General features: G+C 38.1%; 1 protein-coding gene. It reads right to left on the reverse strand.

All coding sequences use genetic code 11. The features are described from left to right. Positions 1-227, reverse strand: a 227-nt coding sequence (locus tag AAEY62_RS24495) for a GNAT family N-acetyltransferase (RefSeq protein WP_502935574.1), incomplete at its 3' end; no start/stop codon positions are given. Between the last annotated feature and the right edge of the window lie 12 nt (positions 228-239).

Genomic DNA, 239 nt, shown 5'->3' on the forward strand with positions numbered 1-239 from the left:
GTAGAGTAATTATAAAAATAAACAGCAAAGCCAATGGGCTCGTCGCCATCAAAGCATATAATGCTATGCGCTGTTGCGCCTTCACTAAAAAGGGTATCTAAAATGGCTTGTTCATTAGTTTTAACTGCTTGTGGCTCTTTTTCATAAATAGCGAGCTCATTAATAAAGTGCAAAATGGTTTTTGCATCACTTGCTTGCGCATCACGAATGTCGATTGTGTTTGTCATACTGCTTTAACC

This window comes from Pseudoalteromonas sp. GW168-MNA-CIBAN-0100, assembly GCF_040309225.1.
In the GTDB taxonomy this organism is placed as follows: Bacteria; Pseudomonadota; Gammaproteobacteria; order Enterobacterales; family Alteromonadaceae; genus Pseudoalteromonas; species Pseudoalteromonas arctica.